Origin of the sequence: Pantoea sp. Pa-EAmG, from assembly GCF_030024295.1 — a bacterium.
GTDB lineage: Bacteria > Pseudomonadota > Gammaproteobacteria > Enterobacterales > Enterobacteriaceae > Pantoea > Pantoea dispersa.
Window position 1 is genome coordinate 1 of sequence record NZ_JASEWO010000247.1, and the last position, 5,054, is coordinate 5,054.

Below are 5,054 nucleotides of genomic sequence, written 5' to 3' on the forward strand. Positions count from 1 at the left end.
GTCCCTTAACGATTGCCCTGGTCGCCGGAGAAACCTCCGGCGATATTCTTGGTGCCGGATTGATTCGTGCGCTGAAGGCGCGCCATCCTGACGCGCGCTTCGTTGGCGTTGCCGGTCCGCTGATGCAGGCCGAAGGCTGCGAAGCCTGGTACGAGATGGAAGAGCTGGCGGTAATGGGCATCGTTGAGGTGCTTGGCCGCCTGCGCCGTTTGCTGCACATCCGCAAGGATTTAACCCAGCGCTTTACCGAGCTGCGGCCGGATGTCTTCGTCGGCATCGATGCCCCGGATTTCAACATCACGCTGGAAGGCAACCTCAAGCGTGCCGGCATTCGCACCATTCATTACGTCAGTCCCTCCGTGTGGGCCTGGCGACAAAAGCGCGTGTTCAAAATTGGCCGCAACACCGATCTGGTGCTGGCGTTTCTGCCTTTTGAAAAAGCGTTTTACGATCGCTACAACGTGCCGTGCCGCTTTATCGGGCACACCATGGCCGATGCGATGCCGCTGCAGCCGGACAAACTGGCCGCGCGGCGTGAATTAGGGATCGCTGATGATGCGCTGTGCCTCGGCCTGCTGCCGGGCAGCCGTGGCGCGGAAGTGGAGATGCTCAGCGCTGATTTCCTGCGCGCTGCACAGCTGCTGCGCCAGCGTTATCCGGCGCTGGAGATCGTAGTGCCGCTGGTTAACGCGAAGCGGCGCGCGCAGTTCGAGCAGATCAAAGCCAGCGTCGCGCCGGAATTGCCGATGCACCTGCTGGATGGCAAAGGGCGCCAGGCGATGATCGCCAGCGACGCGGCGATTCTGGCTTCCGGCACTGCAGCGCTGGAGTGCATGCTGGCGAAATGCCCGATGGTGGTGGGCTATCGTATGAAGCCGTTCACCTTCTGGCTGGCGAAGCGGCTGGTGAAAACCCTGTTCGTTTCGCTGCCTAACCTGCTGGCCGGCCGTGAACTGGTGCAGGAGCTGCTGCAGGAGGAGTGCCAGCCTGCAGCGTTAGCTGCGGCGCTGGAGCCGCTGCTGCATGCCGGTCCGGAGCGTGACGCGCTGCTGGCCACTTTCACCCAATTGCATCAGCAGATTCGCTGGAACGCCGACGAACAGGCGGCGGATGCGGTACTGGAGATTGCCAATGGCTGAATTTATTTATCCTGATGCCCGGCTGATTGCCGGCGTTGATGAAGTCGGACGTGGCCCGCTGGTCGGTGCCGTGGTGACCGCCGCCGTGATCCTCGATCCGGCGCAGCCGATTGCCGGCCTGGCGGATTCCAAAAAGCTGTCTGAAAAACGCCGCCTTGCGCTGTTTGATGAAATCAAAGAGAAAGCGCTGGCGTGGAGCCTGGGCCGCGCTGAGCCGGAAGAGATTGACCAGCTGAACATCCTGCACGCCACCATGCTGGCGATGCAGCGCGCGGTTGCCGGTCTGCATATTGCACCGGATTTTGTTCTGATTGATGGCAACCGCTGTCCGGCGCTGCCGATGCCGTCGCAGGCGGTGGTGAAGGGCGATAGTCTGGTGCGGGAAATCAGCGCCGCCTCGATCATCGCCAAAGTCACGCGCGACCGTGAAATGGCCGAGCTGGACCTGCTGTTTCCGCAGTACGGTTTCGCCCATCACAAAGGCTATCCGACCGCGCTGCACATGGAAAAACTGACGCAGTTTGGTGCCACACCTCACCACCGCCGCAGCTTTGCGCCGGTGCGTAACGCCCTGATTGATGCTGATGTGCTGGCCGCGCGCCAGCCGACTACGCTTTAATAGCCTGACGCTGTTTTAACCGGAAACTGATATGGCTGAACCTCGTTTTATACATCTGCGCGTACACAGCGATTACTCCATGGTTGATGGTCTGGCCAAGACCGGGCCGCTGGTAAAAAAGGCGGCCGCGCTCGGCATGCCAGCCATTGCCATTACCGACTACACCAACCTGTGCGGGCTGGTGCGCTTTTATGGCAGCGCGCACAGCGCCGGTATCAAACCGATCGTCGGGGCTGACTTCCAGGTGGCCAGCGATTTGATGGGCGATGAGCTGACGCAGCTCACCGTGCTGGCCGCTAATAACACCGGTTACCAGAATCTGACGCTACTCATTTCGCGCGCTTACCAGCGCGGTTACGGTATCGCCGGACCGATTATCGATCGCGACTGGCTACTGGAGCTGGGCGAAGGGTTGATTCTGCTGTCGGGCGGACGGCGCGGCGACGTCGGTCGCAGCCTGCTGCGCGGCAATAACGCGCTGGTGGCGCAGAGCCTGAGTTTCTATCAGCAGCATTTCCCTAACCGCTACTATCTGGAACTGACGCGCACCGGCCGGCCAGACGAAGAGGCCTATTTGCACGCGGCGGTTGAGCTGGCGATTGCTGAATCGGTGCCGGTGGTGGCCACCAATGAAGTCTGCTTCCTCAACGAAGAAGATTTCGATGCCCATGAAATCCGCGTGGCGATTCACGACGGCTACACGCTGGACGATCCTAAACGTCCGCGCAACTACAGTCCTCAGCAATATATGCGCAGCGAAGAGGAGATGTGCGAGCTGTTCTCGGACATCCCGGAAGCGCTGGAAAACAGCGTAGAGATTGCTAAGCGTTGTAACGTCACGGTGCGCCTCGGCGAATACTTCCTGCCGCAATTCCCGACCGGCGACATGTCGACCGAAGATTTTCTGGTGATGAAGTCGCGCGAAGGGCTTGAGGAGCGCCTGGCGTTTCTCTTCCCGGATGAGCAGGTGCGTGCCGAACGCCGGCCGGAGTATGACGAGCGTCTCGACATTGAGCTCAACGTCATTAACCAGATGGGCTTCCCCGGCTACTTCCTGATCGTGATGGAGTTTATCCAGTGGTCGAAGGACAACGGCATTCCGGTCGGGCCGGGGCGTGGTTCCGGCGCCGGTTCGCTGGTGGCCTACGCGCTGAAAATTACCGATCTCGATCCGCTGGAGTTTGACCTGCTGTTTGAACGTTTCCTTAACCCGGAACGTGTCTCGATGCCCGACTTTGACGTCGACTTCTGCATGGAAAAACGTGACCAGGTGATCGATCACGTGGCTGAGATGTACGGCCGCGATGCGGTGTCGCAGATTATCACCTTTGGTACCATGGCGGCGAAAGCGGTGATTCGCGACGTCGGCCGGGTGCTGGGGCATCCGTACGGCTTTGTTGATCGCATCTCAAAACTGATCCCGCCGGATCCCGGCATGACGCTGGAAAAAGCGTTCCAGGCGGAACCGCAGCTGCCGGAGATCTACGAAGCTGACGAAGAGGTCAAAGCGCTGATCGATATGGCGCGCAAGCTGGAAGGGGTCACGCGTAACGCTGGCAAGCACGCCGGTGGCGTGGTCATTGCGCCGACCAAAATCACCGATTTTGCGCCGCTGTACTGCGATGAGAACGGCCAGTTCCCGGTCACCCAGTTCGATAAAAACGACGTGGAATACGCCGGACTGGTGAAGTTTGACTTCCTCGGCCTGCGCACGCTGACCATCATCGACTGGGCGCTGAAGATGATCAACCCGCGGCGTGAAAAGCAGGGGTTACCGCCGATCGATATCGCCGCCATCCCGCTGGATGACAAAAAAAGCTTCGACATGCTGCAACGCTCGGAAACCACCGCGGTGTTCCAGCTTGAATCGCGCGGCATGAAAGATCTGATCAAGCGCCTCAAGCCGGACTGCTTCGAAGATATGATCGCACTGGTGGCGCTGTTCCGTCCGGGGCCGCTGCAGTCGGGCATGGTCGATAACTTTATTGACCGTAAGCACGGCCGTGAAGCCATCTCCTACCCGGACATTCAGTGGCAGCATGAGAGCCTGAAGCCGGTGCTGGAGCCGACCTACGGCATCATCCTCTATCAGGAACAGGTGATGCAGATTGCCCAGGTGCTGTCCGGCTATACGCTGGGCGGCGCGGATATGCTGCGTCGTGCCATGGGTAAAAAGAAGCCGGAGGAGATGGCCAAGCAGCGTTCGGTGTTCCAGGACGGTGCTGAGAAGATGGGCATCAACGGCGAACTGTCGATGAAAATCTTCGATCTGGTGGAGAAGTTCGCGGGCTACGGCTTTAACAAGTCGCACTCTGCTGCTTATGCGCTGGTCTCCTATCAGACGCTGTGGCTGAAAGCGCACTATCCGGCCGAGTTCATGGCGGCGGTGATGACCGCCGATATGGATAACACCGAGAAGGTGGTTGGACTGGTGGATGAGTGCTGGCGCATGGGGCTGAAAGTGCTGCCGCCAGACATTAACTCCGGGCTCTATCCGTTCCACGTCAACGATGACGGGGAGATCGTGTACGGCATCGGCGCTATCAAAGGCGTGGGTGAGGGGCCGATCGAAGCGATCCTCGAAGCGCGTAATCAGGGCGGCTACTTTAAAGAGCTGTTTGATCTCTGCGCGCGCACCGACACCAAAAAGATCAACCGTCGCGTGATGGAAAAACTGATCATGTCCGGCGCGTTCGATCGTCTTGGCCCGCACCGCGCGGCGCTGATGAGCGCGCTGGGTGACGCCCTGAAGGCGGCGGATCAGCATGCCAAAGCCGAAGCGACGGGACAGGCGGATATGTTCGGCGTGCTGGCGGAAGAGCCCGAGCAGGTTGAGCAATCTTACGCGGCCATTACGCCGTGGCCGGAGCAGGTGCAGCTGGATGGCGAGCGTGAGACGCTCGGTCTGTATCTCACCGGCCATCCGATCAATCAGTATCTGAAAGAAATTGAGCGCTACGTTGGCGGCATGCGCCTGAAAGACATGCATCCAACAGAACGTGGTAAAGTGACCGTTGCGGCCGGGCTGGTGATTGCCGCCCGCGTCATGGTCACCAAGCGCGGCAACCGAATTGGTATCTGTACTCTTGACGACCGCTCTGGCCGTCTTGAGGTGATGTTATTTACCGATGCGTTAGATAAATACCAGCAGCTGCTGGAGAAGGACCGTATCCTGATCGTCAGTGGACAGGTCAGCTTTGATGACTTTAGCGGCGGGCTTAAAATGACCGCCCGGGAAGTCATGGACATCGACGAAGCGCGGGAAAAATACGCGCGCGGACTTGCTATCTCGCTGA

General features: G+C 59.5%; 3 protein-coding genes. All 3 read left to right on the forward strand.

The features are described 5' to 3' along the window. Nucleotides 1-1,139, forward strand: a 1,139-nt coding sequence (gene lpxB, locus QMM04_RS20830; protein ID WP_282996913.1) for a lipid-A-disaccharide synthase, incomplete at its 5' end; no start/stop codon positions are given. Further along, entirely contained in the window at nucleotides 1,132-1,758 is a 627-nt protein-coding gene (gene rnhB, locus QMM04_RS20835; protein ID WP_282996914.1) for a ribonuclease HII, read from the forward strand. The genes lpxB and rnhB, both read left to right, overlap by 8 nt. Nucleotides 1,759-1,789: 31 nt before the next feature. Beyond that, a partial coding sequence (dnaE, locus tag QMM04_RS20840; RefSeq protein ID WP_282996915.1) for a DNA polymerase III subunit alpha occupies nucleotides 1,790-5,054 on the forward strand: 3,265 nt, incomplete at its 3' end.